Consider the following 22424-nt stretch of genomic DNA (forward strand, 5'->3'; position numbering starts at 1 on the left):
TTGACCATGCATTCCTTCCTCCTGTTTTCGCCCGAAGTGGCGGCCGCCCGCACCGCCGGCAAGCCGATCGTCGCCCTCGAATCGACCATCATCTCGCACGGCATGCCCTACCCGCAGAACGTGCACACCGCGCGCGAAGTCGAGCAGGTCATCCGCGACGCCGGCGCCGTGCCGGCCACCATCGCCATCATTGGCGGCAAGATCTGCGTCGGCCTCTCGGAAGATCAGCTCGAGACGCTGGGCTCCTCGCCCGACGCCATCAAGGTCAGCCGCCGCGACCTGCCCTACGTGCTGGCGCAGGCCCGCCTGGGCGCGACCACCGTCGCCGCCACCATGATCTGCGCCGAACTGGCCGGCATCGAGGTCTTCGTCACCGGCGGCATCGGCGGCGTGCACCGCGGCGCCGAAACCAGCTTCGACATCTCGGCCGACCTGCAGGAACTCGCCCGGACCAGCGTGGCCGTGGTGTGCGCCGGCGTGAAATCGATCCTCGACATCGGCCTGACGCTCGAATACCTCGAGACCCACGGCGTGCCGGTGCTGGCCGTCGGCCAGCCGGGCTTCCCCGCCTTCTTCACGCGCGACAGCGGCTTCAAGGCCGACTTCCAGCTCGACTCGCCCGAGGAGCAGGCTGCCTTCATCCGCACCAAGTGGCAGCTCGGCCTGAAGGGCGGCGTGGTGGTCAGCAATCCTGTGCCGGCGGAATCGGCGATGGCGCCCGACGAGATCGACGCCATCATCCACCAGGCCCTGCAAGAAGCGCAGCAGCAGGCCGTGACCGGCAAGCAGGTCACGCCCTTCCTGCTGGCCCGCATCAAGGAGCTGACGGGCGGGCGCAGCCTGGCCACCAATATCGCGCTGGTCAAGCACAACGCCCTGGTCGGCGCGCGCCTGGCCGTGGCGCTGAACCACAAGGCTGCCTGACCAGACCGGGCCGCCATGTCGATCGACCTCAAACAGCTCAAGTACTTCCTGGCGGTGGCCGAAGAAAAAAGCTTCAGCCGCGCCGCCGAGCGCCTGCACATCTCGCAGCCGCCGCTGTCGCAGCAGATCATGAAGCTCGAGAGCGAACTGGGGGTGAAGCTGTTCACCCGCACCACGCGCAGCTTCGAGCTGACCGTGGCCGGCCGCGCGCTGATGGTCGAGGCGGCCGAGCTGCTGGGCAAGATGCGCATGACCATCGACACGATCCGCCAGATCGACCGCGGCGAGGTCGGGCGGCTGCGGGTCGGCATCGTCGGCTCGGCGATGTGGGGCCCGATCCCCGGACTGCTGGAGCAGTTCCAGAGCCAGTTTCCGCGCGTGACCTGGACCATCCACGAGCTGGGTCCGAACGACCAGTGGGAAGCGCTGCGCAGCAAGCAGATCGACGTCGGCTTCTGGCGCGAGCCGCGCATCGAGCAGGACGTGCTCAAGCAGGCCAACCTGCGCCAGGAGCTGTGTTTCAGGGAGCAGTTCTGCGTGGCGGTCAATGCCCGCCATCCGCTGGCCGAGCGCGATTCCATCGCCCTGCCCGAGATCGCGGGCGAACCCATGCTGACCCTTCACCTGGACCAGTCGGCCGAGCCGCGCTACCTGATCGGGTGCTGCGTCAACGCCGGCTTCCAGCCGACCATCTTCCAGGAAGCGGCCGAGCCGCAGACCCTGCTGGCCATGGTCGGCGCCGGCCTGGGCGTGGCCCTGATGCCGGAGACCACCAGCCGCATCGGCTGGCCGGGCGTGCGCTTCCTGCCGATCCACGCCCACGCGCCGTCTGCCAACCTGTATATCAGCTACCCGGCGCAGGACGATGCGCCGGTCGTGCGCGCCTTCCTTAAGATCCTGTTCCCGGATGAACAACCGGCCTGAACCGACCTGGATTTTTCGTGATTCGACCCACCCTGCGTGGGTCGAACCGCATTTGTCCCGCCAACCATTTCTCCAACGCATTTTATTGCACGGTTTTTAAGCAAAAACCCGCCGCACGATTGAGGCTGATTGACTAATCTTTAACATCGCCTCCGGTATGATGGTTATCAAGTTCATTAACTTTCCCAGGGAGCCCGCATGAAGACAGCCACACCGCGCTACGACGGGCTCCGCCTGGAACAGTTCGATGGCGCGCCTGTCGACGAAGTAGCCGAGCTGCGTCTCGCCATTGATCGTCGCATCGACGAACTGCTGGCCGCCAGCGGTCCGCTCGACCAGTTGACCAAGGCCATGCGCGCCTCCGCGCTCAGCGCCGGCAAGCGCATGCGTCCCCTGCTGCTGATGCTGGTCGCGCGCGACCTCGGCTGCACATCGAAGGCGCTGATCGATGTCGCCTGCGCGGTCGAACTGGTGCACGCCGCCTCGCTGATCCTCGACGACCTGCCCTGCATGGACGACGCCAGCCTGCGCCGCGGCAAGCCCGCGATCCACATCCAGTACGGCGAAGACGTTGCCATCCTCGCCTCGGTGGCCCTGCTCAGCCGCGCCTTCGGCGTGCTGTCGCAGGCCCAGGACATCGCTCCCGCCACCCGCGCGCGCCTGGTCGCGACGCTGGCGCAGACGGTCGGCGACCAGGGCCTGGTGCGCGGCCAGTTCGAAGACCTGCACGGCGGCGCGCGTTCGCCCGAGGCGATCGCCACCACCAACGAACTGAAGACCGGCCTGCTGCTGGGCGTGGCGGTCGACATGGCCTGCATCGTCTGCCATGCGGGCGACGACGTCGCGCAGCAGCTTCGCGCCTTCGCGCTGGCGGCCGGCCAGGCCTTCCAGATCAAGGACGACTTCCTCGACGGCGCCGGCAACGACAGCGCCGTCACCGGCAAGGACACCGGCAAGGACGTCGGCAAGGCCACCCTGATCAACACGCTGGGCCGCGACGAAGCCCAGCGCCGCCTGGCGGCCTGCCTGGTCGAAGCCGACCGCTGCCTCGGCGCCGCCGTCGGCGCCCACGGCCGCACGCGCCGCTTCGTCGGCGCGCTGTTCGCGAAGGAAGCCAAGGGCAAGCGCTTCGCGCCCGAGCTGGCCAAGGCGCGCGAGCTGCGTCCGGGCGCGCACCTGGCCGAACTGCGCCTCTCCTGAGGCTGGCGGTTCGCATGGCGCATTTCGCGGTCGTGGCCCCGGCGCTCTACAGCCACTTCAATACGCTGACGGTGCTCGCGCGCGAGCTAAGCGCCCGCGGGCACCGCGTCACCTTCGTGCATCGGCCGGATGCCGCCGCCTACGTGAAGGACGAACGGATCGGCTTCCACGCCGTCGGCATGGACTCGCACCCGGCCGGCTCGCTGCCGGCGATGCTCGCGCGCGTGGCCAATCCAGGCTCGCCGCTGGGCCTGCGCCGCGTGATCCTCGACATGGCGGCCAGCACCACGATGCTGTGCCGCGAACTGCCGGACGCGCTGCGCCGGCTGCAGGTGGACTTTCTCATTGCCGACCAGATGGAAGCGGCCGGCGGCCTGGTGGCCGAGGGTATCGGCATGCCCTTCGTCTCGGTCGCCTGCGCCCTGCCGGTCAACCGCGAGCCGGGCATCCCGCTGCCCGTCATGCCCTTCATGTATGAAGACAGCGAGCGCGCCTTCAAGATCGTCGAAGGCAGCACCATGGTCTACGACTGGATGATGCGGCCGCACGAACGGGCCATCTCCGCCGCAGCCCGGCAGCTCGGATTGAGTCCGCGCGCAAAACTGCACGAATGCCTGTCGCCGCTCGCCCAGGTCGGCCAGGTCGTGCCGGGCTTCGATTTTCCACGGCGCGCGCTGCCGCCGCATTTTCATCACGTCGGTCCGCTGCACAGCGGGGCCGCGGCGTCGGCGCACACGCCGGCCGAACTGGCCGCGCTGCTGCCGCCCGCATCGAGCACGCGCCCCTTCGTCTACGCCTCGCTCGGCACCCTGGTCAGCCAGCGCTTCGGCCTGTTCAAGCGCATCGCGCAAGCCTGCGCGCGCCAGGACGCGCAGCTGCTGGTCGCCCATTGCGGCGGCCTGGACGACTCGCAGGCACGCGCGCTCGAACGCATCGGCGACACCCGCGTGCGCACCTATGTGCCTCAGCTGGCCGTGCTGGCGCGCGCCGACGCCGTCATCTCGCATGCCGGCGCCAATACCGTGATGGAAGCCATCGCCACCCGCACGCCGATCCTGGCGCTGCCGATCGCATTCGACCATCCGGGCGCCGCCGCCCGTGTCGAATATGCCGGCGTCGGCCTGCGCGCCTCGCCGCGCTTCGCCAGCGTCGGCGAGCTCTCAAGCAAGCTGCGCCGCCTGCTGGACGAGCCGGTCTTCAAGGAGCGCATGGCGCCGCTGGCCGACCAGATCCGGCAGGCCGGCGGCGCGCCGCGCGCGGCCGACGTCATCGAGGCCGCGATCGGATTGGCCCCCGCATCTCGACGCCTGGCCAGCCATGGATGAACGCTACAAGGTCGACTACGACCTGATCCTGGCCGGCGGCGGCCTGGCCAACAGCCTGATCGCGTGGCGCCTGCGCAGCGAGCGTCCCGAGCTACGCATCCTGGTGCTCGAACAGGGCAAGCGCCTGGGCGGCAACCATACCTGGTCGTTCCACGACAGCGATCTCGATGCCGGGCAGCGGCGCTGGATCGCGCCGCTGGTCACGCACCGCTGGCCGCGCTACGACGTGGTGTTTCCCGACCTCGCCCGCACTGTGGCGGGCGGCTACGCCAGCATCGCCGCTCTCGACCTGGCCCACGTCGTCGAACCGGCCCTTGGCGCGGCGCTGCGCAGCGGGGTCTGGATCGACGACGTGACCCCCACCAGCGTGCGGCTGGCCGATGGCGAAACCCTGCGCGCGCGCGCCGTCATCGACGGCCGCGGCATGCGCGCCAGCAGCCACCTCGCGCTCGGCTACCAGACCTTCCTCGGGCAGGAACTGCGGCTCGACGCCGCCCACGGCTTGACGGCGCCCGTGATCATGGACGCCAGCGTGGCCCAGCAGGGCGGCTACCGCTTCGTCTACCTGCTGCCCTTCGGGCCCGACCGCGTGCTGGTCGAGGACACCCATTACGTCGACAGCGCCGCCTGGGAACCGGAGCGCCTGCGCGCCAACATCGCCGCCTATGTGGCCGCGCGCGGATGGCGCGTGCGCGACATGCTGCGCGAAGAGCAAGGCTCGCTGCCGATCGTGCTGGCGGGCGACTTCGACCGCTTCTGGGACGAGTTGCAGGGCCAACCCAGCGTCGGCCTGCGCGCCGGACTGTTCCATCCGACCACTGGCTACTCGCTGCCGCACGCAGTGCAGCTGGCCGAACGCATTGCCGCCCTGCCCGAGCTGTCGGCCCCGACGCTGTTCGCCGCCATTCGCGAACAGGCGCGGCAAGCCTGGGACGAACAACGCTTCTTCCGCATGCTCAACCGCATGCTGTTTTTGGCCGGTAGTCCCGATCACCGCTGGCGCGTGATGCAGCGTTTCTATGGCCTGCCCGCGCCCTTGATCGCGCGCTTCTATGCCGGCCGCCCGACCCTGGGCGACAAGGCCCGCCTGTTGACCGGCAAGCCGCCGGTGCCCGTCATGGAAGCCTTTGACGCCGTACGCAAGACCCATCCCTATCAGATCAGGACCGCAGAATGAACCAGATGAGAATCGAACCTAAGCGCGCCGTCGTGATCGGCGCCGGATTCGGCGGCCTGGCGCTGGCCATCCGCCTGCAGGCCGCCGGCATGCAAACGACCCTGCTCGAAAAACGCGACAAGCCGGGCGGCCGCGCCTACGTCTATGAAGACCAGGGCTTCGTGTTCGACGCCGGCCCCACCGTCATCACCGATCCGTCGGCGATCGAGGAGCTGTTCACCCTGTGCGGCAAGCGGATGGGCGACTACGTCGAGATGCTGCCGGTGACGCCCTTCTACCGACTGTGCTGGGAAGACGGCAGCCACTTCGACTACGCCAACGACCAGGATGCGCTGGACCGCCAGATCCATGCGCGCAACCCGGCGGACGTCGCCGGCTACCGGCGCTTCCTGGCGTATTCGAAGGCGGTGTTCGACGAGGGCTACCTGAAGCTGGGCGCCGTGCCGTTTCTCTCTTTCCGCGACATGATCCAGGCCGGCCCGCAACTGGCGCGGCTGGAGGCGTGGAAGAGCGTGTACGGCATGGTGTCGCGCTTCGTCAAGGACGAGCATCTGCGCCAGGCTTTCTCCTTCCACTCGCTGCTGGTGGGCGGCAACCCGTTCGCCACTTCATCGATCTATACCCTGATCCACGCGCTGGAACGGCGCTGGGGCGTGTGGTTCCCGCGCGGCGGCACCGGCGCGCTCGTGAAAGGCCTGGTGCGGCTGTTCGAGGACATGGGCGGCAAGCTGGAACTGAACGCATCGGTCGCGCGTATCGAGACCGCCGGCAATCTCGCCAGCGGCGTGCGGCTTGAAGACGGCCGCTGGTTCATGGCCGATGCGGTGGCGTCGAACGCCGACGTGGTCCACACCTATTGCGACCTGCTGAAAAACCACGGGCGCGGCAGCAGCAACGGCGAGGCGCTCAAGAAGAAACGCTTCAGCAATTCGCTGTTCGTGCTGTACTTCGGCCTGGATAAACACCACGAGCAGCTGCAGCACCACACGGTGTGCTTCGGCCCGCGCTACCGCGAGCTGATCAAGGACATCTTCAACGGCCAGACGCTGGCCGACGATTTCTCGCTCTACCTGCACGCGCCCTGCGTCACCGATCCTTCGCTGGCGCCGCCCGGCTGCGGCAGCCATTACGTGCTGGCGCCGGTGCCGCACCTGGGCAATGCGCCGATCGACTGGGAGACCGAAGGTCCACGCTACCGCGACCGCATCTTCGACTACCTCGAACGGCGCTACATGCCGGGCCTGCGCAGCCAGCTGGTAACCAGCCGCATCTTCACGCCGCACGACTTCCGCGACCAGCTCAATGCCCACCTGGGTTCGGCCTTCTCGCTGGAGCCGATCCTGACCCAGAGCGCCTGGTTCCGCCCGCACAACCGCGACGCCGAACTGCCCAACCTGTACCTGGTCGGCGCCGGCACCCATCCCGGCGCCGGCGTGCCGGGCGTGATCGGCTCGGCCAAGGCGACCGCGGGCCTGATGCTGGAAGGCGTGCATGCAGGGGTGCATTCATGAGCGCTTACGCCGGCACCAAGCTGATGGAACACGCGACCCAGACCATCGAGGTCGGGTCCAAGAGCTTCGCGGCGGCCGCCAGGCTGTTCCCGCCCGCCACCCGGCGCAGCGTGCTGATGCTGTATGCCTGGTGCCGCCATTGCGACGACGTGGTCGACGGCCAGGAGCTGGGCTTCGCCGCCGCCACGCCGAGCGCCTGCGGCGCCAATTTCGAGCTCGATCGCCTGTACGACGACACCCGGCGCGCGTATTCGGGCGAAGCAATGCGCGATCCGGCGTTCGCCGCCTTCCAGGAAGTGGCGCTGGGCCATGCGATCGCGCCGCGCTACGCCTTCGACCACCTGGCCGGCTTCGCGATGGACGTCAACGAGGCGCGCTACCGCACCATCGACGACACCATGCGTTACTGCTACCACGTGGCCGGCGTGGTCGGCCTGATGATGGCCTCGATCATGGGCGCGCGCGACGAGCTGGTGCTGGACCGCGCCTGCGACCTGGGCCTGGCCTTCCAGCTGACGAATATCGCGCGCGACATCATCGACGATGCGAAGATCGGCCGCTGCTACGTGCCGTCCGAATGGCTGCTGGAGGCCGGCATCCCGCCCGACCACGTGGCCCTGCCGCGCCACCGCGCGGCGCTGGCGAGCGTCGCGGCGCGCCTGGTCGACCATGCCGAGCCGTATTACGCATCGGCCACGCTGGGCATCGCCGCCCTGCCCCTGCGCTCGGCCTGGGCGATCGCCACCGCGCGCAATGTGTATCGGCAGATCGGGATCGAAGTGAAACGGCGCGGGGCGCGCGCCTGGGACGAACGGGTGGGCACCTCGAAGGCGGCCAAGCTGCGCCTGCTGGCCCTGGGTGGGGCCCAGGCGCTGGCCTCGCGCCTCAGCCCTGCCCGGGTAGCGTCGGCGCAGCCGCGGCGGCGCGATCTGTGGCTGCGTCCTGGCCGCGCGGGCGGCGCACCTGGCCCTGCTGCGTTTGCAGCTGGCGCTTGAGGCGGGCGACCGGCGGCGCGTACAGGAAGCCGAAGGACACGGCGCCTTCTTTGCCTTCCACCGCATGGTGCATGCGGTGGGCCTGGTACAGGCGCTTGAGGTAGCCGCTCTTGGGGACGTAGCGGAACGGCCAGCGCTGGTGCACCAGGCCGTCGTGGGCGATGAAGTACAGGGCGCCGTAGGCGGTCATGCCGGCGCCGATCCATTCGAGCGGGTGGTAGCCGCGCGTGCCGAACCAGATCAGGGCGATGGCGACACCGGCGAACACCACGGCGTACAGGTCGTTCTTTTCGAACCAGCCTGTGCGCGGCTCGTGGTGGGAACGGTGCCAGCCCCACCCGAAGCCATGCATCACGTACTTGTGCGCGACGATGGAAAACACTTCCATGAACGCGATGGTGGCAAGGACGATGAGCGCGTTGGAAAGCATAATGAGGGCTGCGAGAGCGCGTTGACGGGATGCCGACAGCCTACCATGGCGGCCCGTGCGCACGGTTGCGCGGGGCTGCCCTATACCGGTCAAAAGCGGTCAAACACGATTCACACTTAACCTTAATGGAGTTTTCATGCAGTCGATCTTTCGCACCCTGGGTTTTTCCCTTTTGCTGGCGTCAAGCGTGGGCGCTGCCGGTCTTGCCTCGGCCGCGTCGATCGAGGTCAGGGTCCAGGGTGTCACCAGCACCAAGGGCACGGTGCGGGTCGCGATCTGCGACAAGGCAACCTTCCTGAAGGATTGCCCGTATGCGGCGTCGGCCGCGGCGCGCGTGGGCGAGACCGTGGTCACCGTCGACGACCTCCCGCCCGGCACCTGGGCGGTGCTGTCGTTCCAGGACGAGAACGACAACGGAAAGCTCGACCGCAATGCGCTGGGCATCCCGAAGGAAAAGTATGCGTTCAGCCGCGATGCGCGCGGGCGCTTCGGGCCGCCGAGTTTCGAGGATGCGGCCTTCGTTCTGCGTGACGAGAAGGCGGTCAGCTATATTAAGTTGCGTTGATTCAATTTACGGTCGGGGCCGGCGAATCGCTCGAGAGCGGTCCCGGCTTACGCTGTTGATAAAATCGCGGGTCCTTCTCTTGAAACGCATTCGAGCATGCTGCCCCGCCATTTCTGCCTCTTTGCCACGATTGTTTGCATATTCGCTGTCCTGACGCTGCCCCCTGCCAGGGCACAATCTCCACAGCCCAAGCCTACGACTGGCCGATTGGAGCGCATCGACCTGCCCTCGCGCCATATCGAACAGCGCCCGGTGGACGTGTGGCTGCCGAGCGATTACGCCGAGCGTGTCGCCAAGGGCCAGCGTTTCCAGGTGCTGTACATGCATGATGGCCAGATGCTGTTCGACCCCGCGATCACCATGAACCAGCAGTCCTGGCATGTCGACGTGGCGCTCGACCGCTTGATGCGCAGCGGCCTGATTCCGCCGACGATCGTGGTCGCCATCTGGAACCGGGGCGAGTTCCGGGACGCGGAATACTTTCCACGGAAAGTCCTGGAGCGCCTGGCTCCGGGAAAATACAAGTCAACGCTCGAGAGCTATATGAAACAAGGGGCGCGGTCGGACGACTATCTGCGCTACCTCGTCGTTGAGCTCAAGCCAACGATCGACAGCCGCTATGCCACCCGGCCCGAGCGGGAATCGACGTTCATCATGGGTTCGAGCCGGGGCGCGGTCCTGTCGGTCTATGCCATGAGCGAGTATCCGAAGGTGTTCGGTGGCGCCGCCGGGCTGTCGGTTCACTGGATCGGCACGTTCGAGCGCAACGCCGCGATCCCGATGGCCACCTTCGCCTACCTGAGCGAGCATCTGCCGGATCCGGCCGGACACCGCCTGTATCTGGACCGCGGCACCGACACGCTGGATGCGCTGTATGGCCCCAGCTTCGAGTTCGGCGGTGAAGTCATCCGCGATCGTGGTTACACGGATGCGAATTACATGGAGCGGGTATTCCCGGGCACCGATCACAGCGAGAAGGCCTGGTCGGCCAGGGTGGACATCCCGCTGCTGTTCCTGCTCGCCCGGCCACGTCCTTGACGTGCCGACGATCGGGCGGCCGCATCAGCCGGTCTGCTCGCGACGGATGCGCCGGCATGCCACCTCCAGCTCGGCGCTTCCCGACCCGGGAGGATGGCCGGTGCAGGTTTTGCTGTGCACGTGCTTTCGCCGGCCGCTGGAGGCGCTGCATCGCCCGCAGTAACAGCCTTCCTTTTGCCTTCTCGATGGGTTTATTTTCTGAAACGACATCATCCCTCGCCTGAGCACATGGTGAACTTATTCTATTCGCCGGGTGCTCGACAATAGTGCCAGCGCGAAGACTGTTCGCTTGTCGGAATTCTCGTACCCACAGCGCATGAGTCGCCAGTGCTCAAGCCCGATACTGGGTCGTGATCAGGAATATCCCCAAGCAGAATACGGCTGCGGCAAGCAGCATCGGGATCGACGACAGAAGCTTCGCGCCAATGCTCGTGCGCGCTCCGCCGTCATGGCGCCGCCGGTAGCCCTGGTAGCCGTAATAAAACGCCAGCGGCGGCAGGACGAAGACCGGGATGAGCAGCCAGGCCGTCAATACAGTGAGCGCAGTCAATGCGAGCGACTCGAGCATGATGGCCGGCCGATGTTGAACTAGTGCGTGGCGCCGCCCGTTTCGCGCACGTCGGCGTCGACGCTCACGGTCGTTTCCACCGCCAGCTTGATGCCGGCGATGATGTCGTCCAGCGCCATCGACGGTGGCGCATCGGGCCGCGCCGCGGCTTGTTCCGGCAGGAAAGGCACGTGGATGAAGCCCGCCTTGATCGGCTGCGGCTGCGTTGCGGCATGATGCATCAGCCCATAGAACACGTGGTTGCACACGAAGGTCCCGGCGGTCTGCGACACCCCGGCCACGAGCCCTTTCTCGCGCAGCGCGCGCACGATGGCCTTGATCGGCAAGGTCGAGAAATAGGCGGCGGGACCGTCCGAAGCAATGGCCGCATCCACCGGCTGCTGCCCGCCGTTATCCAGGATCGCCGCATCGTCGACGTTGATCGCCACGCGCTCGACCGAGATGTCGGGCCGTCCGCCGGCCTGGCCAACCGCGATCACCACGTCCGGATGCAGCTCGTCGACCATCGCCACCAGGTCTTCGATCGCCTGCCCGAACACGCAGGGCAGCTGGCGCACCTCGACCCGGAAGTGCTCACCGCGCCAGCCTTCGAGCGCGCGCACCGCTTCCCAGGCGGGGTTGATGCTGGCGCCATTGAACGGCTCGAAGCCGGTAAGCAGTACGGTCTTGATCATCGCGGCCTCACAGGTTCATCAAAAAATACAGCAGGAAGATATTCGCTATCAGGATCGGCAGCGCGCTCGGTATCTGGGCGCGGATCACCGCGTTCTTGTCGGGCAGGTCGAGCAGCGCCGCCGGCACGATATTGAAGTTGGCCGCCATCGGCGTCATCAGGGTACCGCAATAGGCGCTGAACATGCCGATCGCCGCCATCACCGCCGGGTTGGCGCCATACACGCCGATCAGCACCGGAATGCCGACGCCGCCCGCCATCACCGGGAAGGCGGCGAAGCCGTTGCCCATCACGATGGTGAACAGCGCCATGCCGATACAGTACACCGCCACCGCGACGAATGCCGAATCCAGGCCGATATAGGTGGTCGTCAGGTGCGCCACCGCCTTGCCGACGCCGGCTTCCGAGAACAGCAGCCCCAGCACCGCCAGGATGTGCGGCAACACCACCGCCCAGCTCATCGCATCGACCAGGCGCCGCGCCTCGCGCACGCCCTGCAGCGGCGTGGCGCGCGTCAGCCAGCAGGCGGCAATCAGCGCCACGATGGCGCCGCAGCCCATGCTGACCAGGGTCAGGTGGGCCGGGTCGAGCATGGGCAGTCCGCCAATCTGCACATCCTTGAGCACGGTGGCGCCGATCACGGTCACCAGCGGCAGCAGCAGCGCCGGGATGAAGATGCGGTTGCCCAGGCGCGCGGCGCTGGCGCGGCGCGCCTCCTGCCCCAACGCCTTCGGCGCGCCGGCCTTGACGCCGCCAAAGCCGGCCAGCAAGGCCATGACGATCATCAGGGCGCCGACCGCCGCTGGCGGCATGCGCTCGCCGGCAAGATACAGCAGCGCGTACAGTCCCCAGAACAGCGCCGTGGTGACACGGCGCGGATTGCTGCGGTCCACCAGGTTCATGATGGCCACGCTCGAGAGCAGCAGGCCGACCAGGATATAGAAGTGATCGATGGTGAGAGTCACGCCGCCTCCTTCGCCGCCGCTTCACGCCCGATCTCGCGCTTGATCTCGGCATCGAGCCGGCGCAGGTTCCAGGCATGGATTACGAAGGCGGTGATCGCGGTCGGGATGCCCCACAACGCGATGTGCAGCGGATTGACCTCGATGCCCTCGGCCTGCAGGATCGTGTGCATCAAGACGATGGCGCCGAAGGCCACGAAGATATCTTCGCCGAAGAACAGGCCGATATTGTCGGTGGCGGCCGACATGGCGCGGATGCGGTGGCGCACGCGCTCGGGCAAGGTGCCGTGCTGGGTTTCCGCGGCCGCCTCGGCCATCGGCGCGACCAGCGGCCGCACCATCGTCGGATGGCCGCCCAGGCTGGTCAGGCCCATCGCGGCGGTGCTCTCGCGCGCGAACAGGTAGACGAACAACAGGCGACCGGCGGTGGCCGAGCGCACCTTCGCGATCACCGATTGCGCCTGTTCACGCAGGCCGAAGCGCTCCAGCAGGCCGATGGCGGCCAACGGCAGCAGCAGGATCAATGGCAGGTTGCGCGTCTTGACGAAGGCGGTGCCGAGCGACTCGAGCAGGGCCATGACGGGCATGGCGGCCGCTACGCCGGTCACGCCGCAGGCGGCGACGGCGACCAGCACCGGATTGGCGCGCAGCAAAAAGCCGGCGACGACGACGACCACGCCGAGCAGTGGCCACAGATTGACAGCAGATTGCATGGATTCCCCGGCAATAGTCGACAAGCGGGGAATCTTACTCCATGTAGTGTGTTATTCCGGCAAGAATTCAGGCCGGCCGTACCGGATTGCTCGCCAGGTCGCCGACGACCGTATTCCACTGGCGCACGTGGAAGGCGCGCACCAGGCCGTTCGTGACGTAAGGATCTTGCGCAGCGAACAGCTGGACCGGTTCGGGCGTCTCGCAATCGAAGACCAGCACCGCATGATCGGCCGGTTCGGTCAGCGCACCGGCCAGGACCAGCTCACCGCGTTCCTGCGCTTCCCAGGCCAATTTGAGGTGTTCATCGCGAAATTCGCCGCGGCGTTCGAGGTAGTCGGGGGCGAGGTCATAGGTGAGCAGGTAATGCACGGCGTCTCCAGAAGGCATTGGATGAAGGTGAACATCGTAACCGCAATTGCACGATCGGGACACCAGCACAACGGCAGCGCTCGATGTTGGTTTAAAACAACTTTTCAACCCATTTCGCATGGGCTGCCCAACAGTGATAGGTGTCACACAGAACAAAACTCAGCGGCTGGCGTAGACGGTCAGTCATGGATATGTCGAAGAAAATGGCGGCGGGGATCACGGGCTTTGCCAGCATGCTGTGGCTGGGGCTGACGGCGGCCGTCGCCGCCAACCAGCGCCGCCTGGTCTTCAATCCGACGCTCGAGCGCGAAGTCAAAAGCCCGCGCAGCAGCGGCCACCGCACCCGTCCGGTGGTTTTGCGCGCCAACGACGGCACCCGCCTCTCGGGCTGGCTGATGACCCCGACCATTCCCGGTCCGCGCCCGGCGGTGCTGTATTTCGGCGGCCGTTCCGAAGAAGTGTCCTGGGTCGTGCGCGATGCCGGCAAGCTGTTCCCCAACATGACCGTGCTGGCGATGAACTACCGCGGCTATGGCGAATCGCAGGGCGTGCCGGCCGAAATCCACATGATCGAAGACGGCTGCCTGCTGTACGACTGGCTCGCCACGCGCGGCCAGGTCGATCCCCATCGCATCGCCGTGGTCGGCCGCAGCCTGGGCTCCGGCGTCGCGGTGCAGGTCGCCAAGGAGCGTCCCGCCCATTCCGTGGTCCTGATCACGCCCTACGATTCGATCCTGGCGATCGCCAAGCGCCGCTTCCGCGTGATGCCGATCGAGTACATGCTGCAGCACCGCTTCGAGTCGATCAAGTATGCGCCCTCGCTCAAGGCGCCGACCTATGTGCTGCGCGCGGCCAGCGACGACGTGGTGCCGCACACCCATACCGACCTGCTGGTGGCCAAGCTGGGCCAGCTGGTGGCGGACGACATCGTGCCCGACTCCGACCACATGAACATCCCCTACCTGGAATCGACGCAGGACATGATCGCCGGCTTCCTCACGCGCCAGTTCAGCCAGCCAGTGACGCCGGCCGCCGCGGCGGCCGTCGCCGACGCGGTCGCCACTGCCGAACCACCTGCCGAGGCGGTCCCGACGCCCGCCGATTTCGCCCTCACCGCAAAATAATTGCTGAAAGTTGTCAGCAGTTATATTTCCAACGAATAAATTGGCAAGTAAAATCGTATTTGTCATCAACTTGTAGGTTGATGCATATTTGACAGCTTGCGCTGAGATGGCGTGAGTTTGCTCATGTTTTTGCCATATTCGTATCGACTTCAGCCAAATCGACGATCCAGCCTGTTGTGGGCGTGCTACATGCATGCCCTTCTGCTGAGAAAATAGTCGCCAGATACAAATCGTAACCCCCTGCGGATCGCCGGGCTGACACAATCGCGCAGCGCGAAGTGTCCTCTCCCGCCTTACCGTTCGGGGTAGCAATTGCGCAGCCCCTACCCATCGGACGCCATGCCGCGGGTACAATACCGCTATTCCAGGAGCCTATTGATGAAATTTAAGCAACTCAGCATGACCATTGCGGCGCTGTGCGTCGCCGGCAGTGCTTTCGCCGCGCCGGCCGCAGGTCCGATCGCGCAGCCGAAGCTCGGCATGGTCTACGATGCGGGCGGCAAATTCGACAAATCGTTCAACCAGTCGGCTTTCGAAGGCCTGCAGCGCTTCACCAAAGAGACCGGCGTCAAGGTGTTCGAAGTCCAGGCCAATAGCGATACCCAGGCCGAGCAGGTGATGCGCGGCCTGGCGCGCAAGAAGGTCGACATGATCGCCGCCATCGGTTTCTCGCAAACCCAGGCCGTGCAAAAAGTCGCCCGTGAATTCCCGAACGTGCGCTTCGTGCTGATCGACAGCGTGGCGCAAGGCCCGAACATCGAATCGGTGATGTTCAAGGAACAGGAAGGCTCCTACCTGGTCGGCGTCGCCGCCGCCATGGCGTCCAAGTCCAAGAAGCTCGGCTTCGTGGGCGGCATGGACATCCCGCTGATCCGCGCCTTCGCCTGCGGCTACAACCAGGGCGCCAAGGCCCAGGCGCCGAAGGTCGAGATCGTCCAGAACATGGTCGGCACCACCGCCGCCGCCTGGAACGACCCGGCCAAGGGCGGCGAGCTGGCGCGCGCACAGTTCGCGCGCGGCGTCGACGTCGTGTTCGCGGTGGCGGGCGGCAGCGGCATGGGCACGCTGCAGGCGGCCAAGGAACAAGGCAAGCTGGCGATCGGCGTCGATTCGAACCAGAACTACCTGCACCCGGGCACCATGCTGACCTCGATGATCAAGCGCGTCGACGTGGCCGTGTACGACTCCTTCATGGGCGTCAAGAACGGCACCTGGAAAGCGGGCGTGCACTACAAGGGCCTGAAGGAAGGCGGCGTGGACTGGGTGCTGGACAAGGACAACCGCAAGGTCGTCACGCCGGAGATCGAAAAGCGCGTCAACGCCGTGCGCACCGACATCATCAACGGCAAGATCAAGGTCATCGATTACCGCGCAGGTAGCAGCTGCCCGGTCTGATCGAGCTATCCCCATTCGAAGCGCGCCGCGCCGGCTAAACCCGGCCCGGCGCGCTTTTGAATGATAAAGACACTTCATATTTACGACAGATCGCAATGCAGCCAGCCGTAGAATTTCGCAATATCAGCAAGGCCTTCGGGCCGGTGCAGGCGAACGCCGACGTCAGCTTCTCGATCGCCAAGGGCTCGATCCATGGCGTGATCGGCGAAAATGGCGCGGGCAAATCCACCCTGATGAGCATCCTGTACGGCTACTATCACGCCGACAGCGGGCAGCTCGTCATCAATGGCGCCGAGCAGAAGATCCGCTCCAGCCAGGAGGCGATCGACCTGGGCATCGGCATGGTCCACCAGCACTTCATGCTGGTCGAGAACATGACCGTGCTCGACAACGTCATGCTCGGCGCCGAGGGCGGCTTCAAATTGTCGAAGAAGCGCCTTGAAACCGAGGCCAAGCTGCGCGAGATCTGCGCCCGCTACCACCTCGACGTCGATCCGCTGGCGGTCATCTCGACCCTGTCGGTCGGCGCCCAGCAGCGCGTCGAGATCCTCAAGCAGATCTACCGCAGCGCCGAGATCCTGATCCTGGACGAGCCGACCGCCGTGCTCACCACGCAGGAAATCGCCTCGCTGTTCGACATCCTGCGACTGTTCAAGGAACAGGGCAAGACCATCATCCTGATCACCCACAAGCTGGGCGAGATCATGGAGATCACCGACCAGGTGACCGTGATGCGCGCGGGCCGCGTGGCCGGCGCCGTCGCCACCGGCGACACCTCGAAGGAGCAGCTGGCCAACATGATGGTGGGCCGCCCGATCGAGGGCAACCTGCCGCGCAAACCGCACGCGCCAGGCGCGCCGGTGCTGCAGGTCGAGAATCTTCAACTGAAGGACGCCAACGGCGTCCAGCTGCTGGCCGACATTGCCCTCAACGTGCGCGCCGGCGAGATCGTCGCCATCGCCGGCGTCTCGGGCAATGGCCAGAGCGAGCTGATGGAAATCCTGTCCGGCATGCGCCTGCCGACCTCCGGCACCGTGACGATGGAAGGCGCGCCGCTGCCCTACGCCGGCCGCTCGAACGCCGACGGCCTGCCCGCCACCTTCCGTGACCTCGGCATCGGCCACGTGCCGGAAGACCGCCTGCGCGATGGCGTGATCAAGGATTTCTCGGTCATGCAGAACACCGTGTTCGGCTACCAGGACCGCGTCACCAAGCGCGGCCTGTTCGACTTCGAGGCCATCGCCAAGCGCTGCGCCGGATTGCTCGAGGAATTCGACGTGCGCCCGAAAGACCCCAATGTGCGCATCGGCCTGCTATCGGGCGGCAACCAGCAGAAGGTCGTGATCGCGCGCGAAGTGTCCGCCGCGCCGAAGCTGATGCTGGTCGGCCAGCCGACCCGCGGCGTCGACATCGGCACCATCGAAAGCATCCACACCCAGCTGCTGCGCCTGCGCGACGAAGGCGTGGCCATCCTGCTGGTGTCGACCGAGCTGGAAGAAGTGCGCGCCCTGGCCGACCGCATCGTCGTGATGTCGGGCGGCCGCGTCACCGGCGAACTCCATATTGACGAATTCGACACCACCCGCATCGGCCTCTTGATGGGCGGGATGCACAAATCATGAAAACGACTGAACTCCCACGCTGGGCCTCGGGCTTCGTCCTGCCGGTCCTGAACCTGCTGTCCGCGCTGCTGGTCGCCGCGCTGGTCATCCACCTGCTGGGCGAAAGCCCGGTGGAATCGCTGCAGATCCTCGTCAACAGCGCCGTCATCAATCCGGAAGGCCTGAGCTATACGCTGTTCTACGCCTCGACGTTCGTGTTCACCGGCCTGGCCGTGTCGATCGCGATGAAGGCGGGCCTGTTCAACATCGGCGCCGAAGGCCAGATGTACCTGGGAGGCCTGGGCCTGACCCTGGCCATGCTGGCGTTCGACGCGTCCCTCTCCGCCTGGCTCCTGATCCCGCTGGCGATCGTCGCCAGCGCCCTGTTCGGCGCGGCCTGGGCCTTCCTGCCGGGCTACCTGCAGGCCAAGCGCGGCAGCCACGTGGTGGTCACGACCATCATGTTCAACTTCATCGCCGCCGGCCTGATGAACTTCATCATCGTCAAGTACATGATCCCCGAGGGCGACCAGAACCCGGCCAGCCGCGTGTTCTCGGACGCCGCGGCGATCCCGCAGCTGTCGACCTGGCTGCCGTTCTTCGGCGAGAACACGCCGCTCAACCTCGCCTTCATCCTGGCGCTGGTGGCCCTGGTGGTCTACTGGGTCGCGGTATCGCGCTCGAGCTGGGGTTATAAGCTGCAGGCGACCGGCCTGAACGCCCACGCTGCCCACTACGCCGGCGTGCGCATCAGCCGCACCATCATCGTCGCGATGCTGATCTCGGGCGCCCTGGCGGGCCTGGCGGCGGTGAACTCGATCCTCGGTTCGACCCACTACCTGAGCCTGAATTTCCCGGCCGGCGCCGGCTTCATCGGCATCGCGATCGCGCTGATGGGCCGCCAGCATCCGGTCGGCATCCTGCTGTCGTCGGTGCTGTTCGGCGCGCTGATCCAGGGCGGCTTCGACCTGTCGCTGGAAAAGCCGAACATCCCGCAAGAGACCTTCATTTTCATCCAGGGCCTGATCATCCTGTTCTGCGGCGCCATGGAAAACATGTATGCGCCGGCAGTGCTGAAACTGATCAACGCAACACGTAGCAAGGGATAAGCCATGGAAGACTTCCAGTTCGCCAGCATCGTCGTCTCCACCATCCGCAACGCGCCGGTGCTGATCTTCGCGGCCATGGCCGGCCTGTTCGCCGAGCGCAGCGGGGTGGTCGACATCGGCCTCGAGGGCAAGATCCTGGCCTCGGCCTTCGTCTCGGCCGGCGTTGCCTACACCTACCAGGACCCGTGGATCGGCATCGCCGCCGGCATCCTCGCATCAGTCGCGCTGGCCCTGATCCAGGCCTTCGTCTCGATCACCCAGAAGGGCAACCAGCTGGTGGCGGGCATCGCCATCAATATCGCGATGAGCGGCCTGACCTTCGTGGTGGCCCAGTACTTCTTCCAGCAGGGCGGCCGCACGCCGGACCTGGGCGAGGCGCGCCTGTCGACCGTGGTGCTGCCCGGCTCGGAACTGGTGGCCGACATTCCGGGCCTGGGCTGGGTCTGGACGCGCCTGATCGGCGGCCACTCGCCGCTGGTGTATTTCGCCTTCGCCCTGCTGCCGATCGTGCACTGGGTGCTGTTCCACAGCCGCTTCGGCCTGCGCCTGCGCGCCTGCGGAGAAAACCCGCACGCGGCCGACGCCGCCGGCATCTCGGTCCAGCGCACCCGCTACATGGCAATGATCATCGCCGGCGTGCTGTGCTCGTTCTCGGGCGCCTACCTGTCGATCGTCCAGAGCGGCTTCTTCTTGCGCGATATGTCGGCCGGCGCCGGCTACCTGGCGCTGACCGCCCTGGTGTTCGGCAACTGGCGTCCGCTGCACACGGTGCTGGGCTGCATGATGTTCGGCTTCTTCGCGGCGGTGCAGATCCAGATCGAGGGTGTCGACCTGCCGGTCGTGGGCCGCATCCCGGGTTCGCTGATCCAGATGATCCCGTACATCGTGACCGTGGTCGTGCTGGCCGGCCTGATGGCCAAGTCGGTGGCGCCGAAGGCGCTGGGTAAGCCCTTCGTCAAGTCGCGCTAAGCAATACCTTCACCTGCCCGCGTTCGCGGGCAGGTATTTTCCGTTCATCCCTCCCCTCATCCACTGTTCAAAATCAGCTATAACTTGTTGTGATGATAAGTGAACGTGACTGCATTGCCACACATATCAAGAAATTTGGCATACAAAATGCAATCTTGTGCTGCAATTGCTGTCGAGTCTGAGAAAATACCTACTTTCCGTACGGCAACGAACAGACATCCGTTGTCGTCCAAATTTTCTCTATAGGAAACTTATGGCAATCGAGAACATCAAGTTGCGCAGCCTCCTGTTCGGCGGCTTCGCTACCCTGCTTGCAGCAATGCTGATCCTGGTCGGCATCGGCCTGATCCAGACCAAGAAGGCGGAAGACTTGACCGACAAGCTGACCACCCAGAGCATGGAGCGTCTGGCCATGCTGCAGGAATGGCAGGCCATCATCGAAACCAATGCGGCGCGCACGATCGCCGCCATCAAGATGGCCGATCCGGCCGACGAGAAATACTTCCTGGACGATATCGCCTCCTCGTCCAAGCGTTCGGACGTGCTGCACAAGGGACTCATCGAAAGCCTGAAGGACGACGCAGCGGCGATGGCCCTGTTCGACAAGGTCGACGAGCAGCGCGAAGGCTACCGCGCCGCGCGCAAGAGCGTGCTGGAGAAAAAGGCCGCCGGCGACGACGAGGCGGTGCGCCACTTCCTGGCCACCGATATGCTGCCGCGCGTGAAAGCCTACGTGGAAAGCCTGCGCGCGATCGTCAATTACCAGAAAAAGGTGGTCGAAGCCGATGCCCAGTCGATCGACGACGGCTTCAAGACCAGCCTGAACCTGCAATTGTCCCTGGCCGCGATCGCCCTGGTGGCCGGCGCCGTCTTCGCCTGGTGGATCGGCCGCCGCATCACCGCGCCGCTGGAAGAAGCCGTCGCTGTCGCCCAGACCGTCGCCCTTGGCGACCTGAGCAGCCGCATCGTCGCGCAAGGCCGCAATGAAACCGGCGTGCTGATGGGCGCACTGAAGGACATGAACGACAACCTGGTGGGCATCGTCGGCCAGGTACGCAGCGGCACCGAGACCATCGTCGAAGCCGCCGACCAGATCTCGGCCGGCAACCTCGAACTGTCGTCGCGCACCGAGCAGCAGGCCGGCGCGCTGGAAGAGACCGCATCGTCGATGGAAGAACTGACCTCGACCGTGAAGCAGAACGCCGACAATGCGCGCGAAGCCAATGCGCTGGCGCAGACCGCCTCGCAAGTGGCGGGCCGCGGCGGCGAGACCGTCGGCCGCGTGGTGCAGACCATGGACGCGATCAACGATTCGTCGAAGAAGATCGTCGACATCATCTCGGTCATCGACGGCATCGCCTTCCAGACCAATATCCTGGCGCTGAATGCGGCGGTGGAAGCGGCGCGCGCCGGCGAACAAGGCCGCGGCTTCGCGGTCGTGGCGAGCGAAGTGCGCAACCTGGCCCAGCGCTCGGCGGCGGCGGCCAAGGAAATCAAGACCCTGATCGGCGACTCGAGCGCCAAGGTCGAGGAAGGCAGCCGCCTGGTGTCGGATGCCGGCGCGACCATGCAGGAAATCGTGGACAGCATCGGCCGCGTCACCGCCATCATGTCGGGCATCGCCATGGCCAGCCAGGAGCAGTCGGCCGGCATCGAGCAGGTGAACCAGGCGATCGCCCAGATGGACCAGGTGACGCAGCAGAACGCGGCGCTGGTGGAAGAAGCGGCGGCCGCCTCGACCTCGATGCGCGAACAGGCGCAATTGCTGGCGCAGCTGGTGTCGACCTTCCGCTTCGAAGAGAGCTCGGCGGCAAGCCGTCCCTCGCTCAAGAATGCCGGACGTCCGGCGCTGACGATGCGTCAGGCAGCCTGACGCGCACAAGTTGTCTCCTCTTGACGCCGGGCTGGTCCCGGCGTTTTTTTATGGCGTGACCGGATCGACCGGTTCGTAGCCCGCCGCGCGGCGGCTGGAGCGCGCCAGGGTCCAGGCGAAGCCGATGCCGGCCGAGGTGCCGGTGTTCTTGAGGTGCAGCGGGCTGTCGCGGTTGGCGCTGCCCGCATACGATTCGAAGCGCACGAAGCCGAACAGGCGCACATCGGGATTCAACTGGCGCGTGGCGAACAGCCCAACGCGCGTCAGCATCAGGCCAGCGTCGGCCCCGTAAGCGGCGCGCGACGCATTCGCATACTGTGGCTGCACTTCGTAGAAATAGCGGTTGATGCGCTTGTCGCCGAACACGACCGAGACATTCCCCTCGACGCTCCACAAACCGCGCTCGCCGCGCGTCTCATACGCCAGCTTGGGCTCGAAGGTCCAGCCCTGGCGCCGCAGCCCTCCCCTTGCCTCGATCACGGCGCGCAGCGGCAGTTCCGCGCGCAGGCGGCTGCGATCGTCGAAATCGGCCACCCGGATCTTCAGGCGTGGGCCGAATTCGAACAAGGCTCCCAGGTCGGGCATGCCGGCACGGATGTCGACGTCGTCCGAATCGGATGGCAGCGCACCGGCCAGGCCGACGTCGAACTCGAGCCGGTCGGATCGGAACAGGCGCGCCCCGATGCCCGACTGGTCGGCGCGCAGGATTTCGCCGCGGTACAGCAGGTAGGGCAGCGGCAGGACGCGGTTGTTGCGGTCGTCGGCGCCGGGATAGGCCGGCGCCGTGAGACCGAAGGCGCCCACGCCGAACTCCCAGAGCGGCAATCCCGCCGGTTCAGGCGACTGCGCATTGGCGTGAAGGGAGGGAATCAGGCATGCAGCCGCGATGGCGGCTTTGAGGGTGGGACGCATGTGGCCTCGGAATCTGGTCAGGGATGACGCGATTCTAGCCGAGGCCACGAAAAAAATGCGCTACAC

Annotated in this window: 22 protein-coding genes; 15 read left to right on the plus strand and 7 right to left on the minus strand. The window is 66.1% G+C overall.

Translation table 11 applies throughout. From position 1 onward, the window contains the following. Positions 1-6: 6 nt before the first annotated feature. The 7 genes from J3U95_RS00420 (at position 7) to crtB (ending at position 8056) form a co-directional block, all read left to right on the plus strand. Positions 7-924, plus strand: coding sequence for a pseudouridine-5'-phosphate glycosidase (locus tag J3U95_RS00420; RefSeq protein WP_208276750.1), 918 nt, complete (start codon positions 7-9; stop codon positions 922-924). A gap of 15 nt (positions 925-939) precedes the next feature. Beyond that, the gene (locus tag J3U95_RS00425) at positions 940-1848 is read left to right on the plus strand and encodes a LysR family transcriptional regulator (RefSeq protein WP_208276751.1); all 909 of its coding nucleotides are present in this window, start codon (positions 940-942) and stop codon (positions 1846-1848) included. A 198-nt stretch (positions 1849-2046) separates the two neighbouring features. Then, positions 2047-3048 carry a polyprenyl synthetase family protein gene (locus J3U95_RS00430; protein ID WP_208276752.1) on the plus strand — a complete coding sequence of 334 codons (1002 nt, stop codon included), beginning with the start codon at positions 2047-2049 and terminating at the stop codon, positions 3046-3048. A gap of 14 nt (positions 3049-3062) precedes the next feature. Continuing rightward, positions 3063-4373 (plus strand): glycosyltransferase, encoded by a 1311-nt coding sequence (locus J3U95_RS00435; RefSeq protein ID WP_208276753.1) that lies wholly within the window; start codon positions 3063-3065, stop codon positions 4371-4373. Further along, the gene (crtY, locus tag J3U95_RS00440) at positions 4366-5550 is read left to right on the plus strand and encodes a lycopene beta-cyclase CrtY (protein ID WP_208276754.1); all 1185 of its coding nucleotides are present in this window, start codon (positions 4366-4368) and stop codon (positions 5548-5550) included. The genes J3U95_RS00435 and crtY overlap by 8 nt, the downstream gene beginning before the upstream one ends. Positions 5551-5555: 5 nt before the next feature. Next, the gene (locus J3U95_RS00445) at positions 5556-7061 is read left to right on the plus strand and encodes a phytoene desaturase (protein WP_229519560.1); all 1506 of its coding nucleotides are present in this window, start codon (positions 5556-5558) and stop codon (positions 7059-7061) included. Next, entirely contained in the window at positions 7058-8056 is a 999-nt protein-coding gene (crtB, locus tag J3U95_RS00450; protein ID WP_208276756.1) for a 15-cis-phytoene synthase CrtB, read from the plus strand. Before J3U95_RS00445 ends, crtB begins: the two co-directional genes overlap by 4 nt. On the opposite strand, the gene J3U95_RS00455 is transcribed toward crtB, so the two are convergent. Further along, on the minus strand, positions 7947-8486 hold the full coding sequence (locus J3U95_RS00455) for a sterol desaturase family protein (protein WP_208276757.1): 540 nt from the start codon (positions 8484-8486) through the stop codon (positions 7947-7949). The genes crtB and J3U95_RS00455 overlap by 110 nt on opposite strands. Before the next feature lie 136 nt (positions 8487-8622). Between J3U95_RS00455 and J3U95_RS00460 the strand changes: the two genes are divergently transcribed. Together J3U95_RS00460 and J3U95_RS00465 are read left to right on the plus strand one after the other, a co-directional pair. Next, positions 8623-9051 carry a DUF2141 domain-containing protein gene (locus J3U95_RS00460; RefSeq protein ID WP_208276758.1) on the plus strand — a complete coding sequence of 143 codons (429 nt, stop codon included), beginning with the start codon at positions 8623-8625 and terminating at the stop codon, positions 9049-9051. Positions 9052-9258: 207 nt separating this feature from the next. After that, on the plus strand, positions 9259-10089 hold the full coding sequence (locus J3U95_RS00465) for an alpha/beta hydrolase (protein WP_208276759.1): 831 nt from the start codon (positions 9259-9261) through the stop codon (positions 10087-10089). Between the two features lie 331 nt (positions 10090-10420). Here J3U95_RS00465 and J3U95_RS00470 read toward each other — a convergent pair whose 3' ends face one another. The 5 genes from J3U95_RS00470 to J3U95_RS00490 all read right to left on the minus strand — a co-directional run bounded on the left by J3U95_RS00470 (position 10421) and on the right by J3U95_RS00490 (position 13375). Beyond that, positions 10421-10657: a hypothetical protein gene (locus tag J3U95_RS00470; RefSeq protein ID WP_208276760.1), complete on the minus strand. Its 237-nt coding sequence runs from the start codon at positions 10655-10657 to the stop codon at positions 10421-10423. 20 nt (positions 10658-10677) lie between these two features. Further along, complete coding sequence (pcp, locus tag J3U95_RS00475; protein WP_441295261.1) at positions 10678-11328, minus strand: pyroglutamyl-peptidase I; 651 nt, start codon at positions 11326-11328, stop codon at positions 10678-10680. A 10-nt stretch (positions 11329-11338) separates the two neighbouring features. Then, entirely contained in the window at positions 11339-12295 is a 957-nt protein-coding gene (locus tag J3U95_RS00480; RefSeq protein ID WP_208276762.1) for a DUF979 domain-containing protein, read from the minus strand. After that, complete coding sequence (locus tag J3U95_RS00485; protein ID WP_208276763.1) at positions 12292-13005, minus strand: DUF969 domain-containing protein; 714 nt, start codon at positions 13003-13005, stop codon at positions 12292-12294. The genes J3U95_RS00480 and J3U95_RS00485 overlap by 4 nt, the downstream gene beginning before the upstream one ends. A gap of 67 nt (positions 13006-13072) precedes the next feature. After that, positions 13073-13375 carry a YciI-like protein gene (locus tag J3U95_RS00490; protein WP_208276764.1) on the minus strand — a complete coding sequence of 101 codons (303 nt, stop codon included), beginning with the start codon at positions 13373-13375 and terminating at the stop codon, positions 13073-13075. A 185-nt stretch (positions 13376-13560) separates the two neighbouring features. Here J3U95_RS00490 and J3U95_RS00495 point away from each other — a divergent pair, with 185 nt between their 5' ends. The 6 genes from J3U95_RS00495 (at position 13561) to J3U95_RS00520 (ending at position 21446) form a co-directional block, all read left to right on the plus strand. Further along, the gene (locus J3U95_RS00495; protein WP_208276765.1) at positions 13561-14499 is read left to right on the plus strand and encodes an alpha/beta hydrolase; all 939 of its coding nucleotides are present in this window, start codon (positions 13561-13563) and stop codon (positions 14497-14499) included. A gap of 378 nt (positions 14500-14877) precedes the next feature. After that, the gene (locus tag J3U95_RS00500; RefSeq protein ID WP_208276766.1) at positions 14878-15894 is read left to right on the plus strand and encodes a BMP family lipoprotein; all 1017 of its coding nucleotides are present in this window, start codon (positions 14878-14880) and stop codon (positions 15892-15894) included. A gap of 95 nt (positions 15895-15989) precedes the next feature. Beyond that, complete coding sequence (locus J3U95_RS00505) at positions 15990-17516, plus strand: ABC transporter ATP-binding protein (protein WP_208276767.1); 1527 nt, start codon at positions 15990-15992, stop codon at positions 17514-17516. Then, on the plus strand, positions 17513-18604 hold the full coding sequence (locus J3U95_RS00510; protein WP_208276768.1) for an ABC transporter permease: 1092 nt from the start codon (positions 17513-17515) through the stop codon (positions 18602-18604). The genes J3U95_RS00505 and J3U95_RS00510 overlap by 4 nt, the downstream gene beginning before the upstream one ends. A 3-nt stretch (positions 18605-18607) precedes the next feature. After that, complete coding sequence (locus tag J3U95_RS00515; RefSeq protein ID WP_208276769.1) at positions 18608-19573, plus strand: ABC transporter permease; 966 nt, start codon at positions 18608-18610, stop codon at positions 19571-19573. A gap of 253 nt (positions 19574-19826) precedes the next feature. After that, complete coding sequence (locus tag J3U95_RS00520) at positions 19827-21446, plus strand: methyl-accepting chemotaxis protein (RefSeq protein ID WP_208276770.1); 1620 nt, start codon at positions 19827-19829, stop codon at positions 21444-21446. A gap of 48 nt (positions 21447-21494) precedes the next feature. Here J3U95_RS00520 and J3U95_RS00525 read toward each other — a convergent pair whose 3' ends face one another. Continuing rightward, entirely contained in the window at positions 21495-22358 is an 864-nt protein-coding gene (locus tag J3U95_RS00525) for a MipA/OmpV family protein (protein ID WP_208276771.1), read from the minus strand. Between the last annotated feature and the right edge of the window lie 66 nt (positions 22359-22424).

The organism is Massilia oculi (genome assembly GCF_017582745.1).
Lineage (GTDB): Bacteria > Pseudomonadota > Gammaproteobacteria > Burkholderiales > Burkholderiaceae_D > Telluria > Telluria oculi_A.